4 protein-coding genes are annotated in these 4,386 nt (G+C 70.7%); 3 read left to right on the forward strand and 1 reads right to left on the reverse strand.

Going from position 1 to position 4,386, the window contains the following annotated elements; translation table 11 throughout:
* Positions 1 to 30: 30 nt before the first annotated feature.
* Positions 31 to 819, reverse strand: a complete 789-nt coding sequence (locus VED21_RS32025; protein ID WP_324889793.1) for a phosphodiesterase — start codon at positions 817 to 819, stop codon at positions 31 to 33.
* 121 nt (positions 820 to 940) lie between these two features.
* On the opposite strand from VED21_RS32025, the gene VED21_RS32030 reads away from it, so the two are divergent.
* The 3 genes from VED21_RS32030 to VED21_RS32040 all read left to right on the forward strand — a co-directional run.
* On the forward strand, positions 941 to 1,312 hold the full coding sequence (locus VED21_RS32030) for a hypothetical protein (RefSeq protein ID WP_324889795.1): 372 nt from the start codon (positions 941 to 943) through the stop codon (positions 1,310 to 1,312).
* A gap of 129 nt (positions 1,313 to 1,441) precedes the next feature.
* Positions 1,442 to 2,611: an efflux RND transporter periplasmic adaptor subunit gene (locus VED21_RS32035; RefSeq protein ID WP_324889797.1), complete on the forward strand. Its 1,170-nt coding sequence runs from the start codon at positions 1,442 to 1,444 to the stop codon at positions 2,609 to 2,611.
* A 4-nt stretch (positions 2,612 to 2,615) separates the two neighbouring features.
* On the forward strand, positions 2,616 to 4,386 hold a 1,771-nt coding region (locus tag VED21_RS32040), incomplete at its 3' end, for an efflux RND transporter permease subunit (RefSeq protein WP_324889798.1).

Genomic DNA, 4,386 nt, shown 5'->3' on the forward strand with positions numbered 1-4,386 from the left:
CGGGGCTGGGGGAGGGTTTGAATCCACCCCTCACCGATAATCCCGCGGCTCGTACCCCTCGCCGACATAGCTCAGGTGCGACGCCAGCGTCCCGTCGGGCAGCCACTGGTGCAGCGCCACGGCGGGCGGCTCCGGCGTCCAGCGGAATGGCGCGCCGGGGTCCAGGGTCAGCGCGAACTGGTGCGCCGTGGACGGCGCCGCGAACGCCACCGTGCCGGCAAAGCGCGTGGCGATGGGCCGGTGCACGTGCCCGCACACCACGCCCAGCACGTTGCCGTGCTGCGCCACCAATCCCGCCAGCCCCTCCGCACCCCGGCAGCCGATGCGGTCCAGGCCGGCCATGCCGGTTGTGAAGGGCTGGTGGTGCATGGCGATCAGCGTCGGCCGCTCCGGCGCCTCGGCCAGCCGGTCCGCCAGCCAGCCCAGCCGCCCGGCGCACAGTTCGCCGTGCACCGCGCCCGGCACCTGCGTGTCCAGCAGGACGACGCGCACCGCCCCCTCCTCCACCGTGTGGTGCAGGAATTCCCCGCCCTGCGGCAGCGCCGGGAACAGGGCGCGCAGCGACGCGCGGTCGTCGTGGTTGCCGGGGATGGCGCGCAGCGGGATCGCCAGCGGCGCCAGCAGTTCCGCCAGCATGTCGTACTCGCCCGGCTTCGGCCCGTTCACCAGGTCGCCCGTGGCGATGACGAGGTCCGGCCGGGGCGTGAGCGCGTTCAGGTGCGCCACGGCGGCGGCGAGGTGCACGTTGGTGTCCACCGCGTCGAACACGCGCGTGCCGCGGGCGGTGACGTGCAGGTCGGTGATCTGGGCGATCAGCATGGATAGGGCACCGTCGCTGGTGATGCGGCCCCCAGCATCCCGCCGGAACGCCCGCCCCGGCAAGCCTTCGTTTACCAATGTGACGGTAGGGTGACGCATCGATTGCGAACGCGTTGCAGCGATGACCGACGCCCGCTCCTTCTCCGCTGACAAATACTGGCTCAAGCGCGCCCGCGTGCCCGTGCAGGCCGTGGACGGCGCCGCCGGCCTGACGGCCGACCCCGACGGCACGGCGCTGGCCGACGTGCGAATCGAGGAGGGGCGCATCCGCGCCGTCCTGCCGGCCGGCGAGGCGCCCTGCTGCGCCCGTGGCGTGGACTTGGCGGGCGGCGCCGTGCGCCCGCTGGCGGCCAACCGCCTCGCCCCCGGCGAACCGGCCGACCTGATTGTGGACTGCGGCCCCGGCGGGCGCGTCGTGCTGCGCGGCGGCGCCCCGGACGACAGCGGGTGCAGCCTGGGCATCGCCTGCGTCTGCACGCCGCCCGGCCGCTGATTCCATCCCCCGACCCACGGCAACATTCTTCGCGCCTGCGGTAAGGTACGTACGCAAGCGTCTCGACAAGCCGACTGAACTGAACGATATAGTTCAGTTTCACGCTTCCGCCTTCTGAGACGCCGTACCATGCGCCACACGCTCCGCTTCGTCGCCATCCTGATCCTGCTGGCCCTCGCCGGCGGCGCCTACTGGTACTTCGTCGTCCAGGGCGGCACCCTGAACGGGCTGAAGGCGACCCTGTCGGCCGGCGGCGCCAAGCCGGCCGCCGCCCCCGGCGGGCCGGGCGGTCCGGGCGGCGCCATGCCGCCGATGCCGGTGGAGGCGGTGCCGGTCCGCGTCGGCACCATCGCCCGCACGGTGACGTCCGTGGGCTCGCTGCTGTCCAACGAATCGGTCGTCATCCGGCCGGAGGTCGCCGGCCGCATCGCCGACATCCCCTTCCAGGAGGGGCAGAGCGTCCGCAAGGGCACGGTGCTGATCCGCCTGGACGATTCGGTGGCGCGCGCCACCCTGGCGCAGGCGCAGGCCAGCATTGCCTTCGACCGCGCCGAGCTGGCCCGCGCGGAGGAGCTGTTGAGCCGCAACGCCGGCACCGCCCGCACCCGCGACCAGGCGCAGGCCAAGCTGATGGCCGACCAGGCCGCCGTGCAGCTGGCCCAGGCGCAGCTGGAGAAGCTGACCATCACCGCCCCCTTCGACGGCGTGCTGGGCCTGCGCAAGGTCTCCGTCGGCGACGTGGTGCAGCCGGGCAAGGACATCGTGAACCTGGAGGCGGTGGACACCCTCAAGCTCGACTTCCGGGTGCCGGAGGCGTACCTGCCGGCGGTCAAGGTCGGCCAGACGCTGGCGCTGTCGGTGGACGCCTTCGGCGGCCGCAAGTTCGCGGGCGAGGTCTACGCCATCGACCCGCTGATCGACGTGAACGGCCGCGCGCTCGCCGTGCGCGCCCGCGTCCCCAACCCCGACCATGCGCTCCGCCCCGGCCTGTTCGCCCGCGTGTCGCTGACGCTGACCGTGCAGAACGACGCCATCATCGTGCCGGAGCAGTCGATCGTCGCCTTCGGCAACGACCAGTTCGTCTTCACCGTTGTCGAGGGCAAGGCCAAGCAGTCCAAGGTGCGCCTGGGCGAGCGCCGCAACGCCGAGGTGGAGATCGTCGACGGTCTGAAGTCCGGCGACGTGGTGGTCACCGCCGGCCAGCTGAAGATCCGCGACGGCGCCCCGGTGATGGTGATCGACCTCAGCAAGCCGCCGCCCGGCCCGCAGGCCGGCGGCAACAAGCCGGCCGGGGGCTGACGCCATGGTCCTCTCCGACATCTCCATCCGCCGTCCCGTCCTGGCGACGGTGATGAGCCTCGCCCTGATGCTGATCGGCATCGTCTCCTACCAGCGCCTGTCGGTGCGCGAATACCCCAAGATCGACGAGCCGGTGGTCACCGTCGAGACGACCTACAAGGGTGCGTCGGCCGAGATCATCGAAAGCCAGGTGACGCAGCCGCTGGAGGATTCGCTGGCCGGCATCGAGGGCATCGACGTGATGTCCTCCATCAGCCGCCAGGAGAAGAGTCAGATCACCGTGCGCTTCCGCCTGGACCGCAACGTCGACGTCGCGGCCAGCGACGTGCGCGACCGTGTCGGGCGCGTGCGCAACCTGCTGCCCAACGAGATCGACGAGCCGGTCATCGCCAAGGTCGAGGCCGACGCCCAGCCGATCATCTACCTCGCCTTCTCCTCCGACGAGCGGCACTCGCCCCTCGACGTCACCGACTTCGCCGACCGCTACGTCAAGGACCGCCTGCAGAACCTGCCCGGCGTGGCGCAGGTGCGCATCTTCGGCGAGCGGCGCTTCTCCATGCGCGTCTGGCTCGACCCGCAGCGCATGGCCGCCTACCGCATCACGCCGCAGGACGTGGAAGGCGCGTTGCGCAAGCAGAACGTCGAGATCCCGGCCGGCCGCGTGGAGAGCAAGGCGCGCGAGTTCACCGTGGTGTCGGAGACCGACCTGCGCACGCCCGCGCAGTTCGAGGACCTGATCCTGCGCGACGTCGACGGCTACCTCGTCCGCCTGAAGGACGTCGGCCGGGCCGAGCTGGGCCCGCTGGACGAGCGCGTGTCGGCCCGCTTCAACGGCCGCGGCGCCGTCGCCATCGGTGTCGTCAAGCAGTCCACCGCCAACCCTCTGGACGTGTCGAAGGCGGTGCAGGGTGCTTTCCCCGCGATCCGCGCCGCGCTGCCCGAGGGCATGGAGGTGGACGTCGCCTACGACAGCTCCGTCTTCATCTCCAAGTCCATCGACGCGGTGTTCAGCACGATCTTCGAGGCGATCGTGCTGGTGGTGCTGGTTATCTTCTTCTTCCTGCGCTCGTTCCGCGCCACGCTGGTGCCGCTGGTGACCATCCCGGTGTCGCTGGTCGGCGGCTTCGCGCTGATGTACGCGTTCGGCTTCTCCATCAACACGCTGACGCTGCTGTCCATGGTGCTGGCCATCGGCCTCGTGGTGGACGACGCCATCGTCATGCTGGAGAACATCTACCGCCACGTGGAGGAGGGCATGCCGCCCTTCCAGGCGGCGCTGAAGGGCTCGAAGGAGATCGGCTTCGCGGTGGTGGCGATGACCATCACGCTGGCGGCCGTGTACGCCCCCATCGGCTTCATGACCGGCCGCACCGGGCGCCTGTTCACCGAGTTCGCGCTGACGCTGGCCGGCGCGGTGATCGTGTCGGGCTTCGTGGCGCTGACGCTGTCGCCGATGATGTGCTCCAAGCTGCTGAAGCACCAGACCAAGCACAACGCCCTCTACAACCTCATCGAAGGCTTCCTGAACGGGCTGACCAACGGCTACCGCGCGCTGCTGCGCCTGTCGCTGAAGGCACGCCCGGTGGTGCTGCTGGTCGGCGCGCTGGTGGCGGCGGCCAGCTACTGGCTGTTCACCAACTTGAAATCCGAGCTGGCCCCGGTCGAGGACCGCGGCACCATCGTCGGCATCGCCATCGCGCCCGAGGGCTCGACGCTCGACTACACGCAGCGCTACGCCACCATGATGGAGGGGCTGTTCCGGCAGATCCCGGTGG

It is taken from the genome of Azospirillum sp., assembly GCF_035627195.1.
Lineage (GTDB): Bacteria > Pseudomonadota > Alphaproteobacteria > Azospirillales > Azospirillaceae > Azospirillum.

What these genes read in the sequence shown, in the direction of transcription:
- VED21_RS32025 (WP_324889793.1), bottom strand. Translation starts at nt 819, where the DNA reads ATGCTGATCGCCCAGATCACCGACCTGCACGTCACCGCCCGCGGCACG.
- VED21_RS32030 (WP_324889795.1), top strand. Translation starts at nt 941, where the DNA reads ATGACCGACGCCCGCTCCTTCTCCGCTGACAAATACTGGCTCAAGCGC.
- VED21_RS32035 (WP_324889797.1), top strand. Translation starts at nt 1,442, where the DNA reads ATGCGCCACACGCTCCGCTTCGTCGCCATCCTGATCCTGCTGGCCCTC.